This is a genomic window from Kurthia sp. Dielmo, from assembly GCF_000307285.2.
GTDB classification, from domain to species: Bacteria; Bacillota; Bacilli; order Bacillales_A; family Planococcaceae; genus Kurthia; species Kurthia populi.
Genome location: NZ_CAEP01000189.1, coordinates 1 through 627 on the forward strand (window position 1 = coordinate 1; position 627 = coordinate 627).

A 627-nucleotide genomic window follows, 5' to 3' on the forward strand; every position below is an offset into this window, starting at 1 on the left:
TTATTTACGGTACGCCCAGTTGTGCTGTATGCAGTGCCGGTTTTAAAGGCATTTAGTAGATTTACAACGACATCCTCATTGATAACTGTCCATAAGTTCTCCGTAATCACACCGCCAATGGCCATATGCGTGAAAAGAACAACACCGTAGTCTTTTGGTGTCGTGAGTAAGGTATTCGCTAACCATGTTAATTGCGCTTGCTGATACCCAGCATAGCTACCGGCTGGATATTTTATTTTGCCGTTAGATGTTAATAAGTCGTATCGGTTGTCCCATGTATCAATGACAATCGCACGTAGCTTTTTATCTTCCACATCGTAGTAGCTGTAGATTGCATCGTCTGCTACATTGTGGACGATACCATTATTAGTGTAGTTGGCTTTCAGAATTGCTGCCATTTCAGCCGGACGAATTAACTCGGTACCCTTCCCACCATTTTGACGACCATCTCCTAGTGTATTATCATCGTGATTTCCTTTTGTGAACATGACCGGTGTTTTTGCTTGATTCATGGCCATTGCCATTGCTTGCATATTGGCCATCGCAAGCGTTTTTGATGTTTTCCCATCGATAATATCCCCACCGTCTACAACGATGTCACAAGCTGTCTGATACGTTAATTCCACT

Annotated in this window: 1 protein-coding gene; it reads right to left on the minus strand. The window is 42.9% G+C overall.

The window, feature by feature from the left end; genetic code table 11:
- On the minus strand, positions 1-627 hold a 627-nt coding region (locus KTHG_RS00095; protein WP_186439472.1), incomplete at both ends, for a metallophosphoesterase.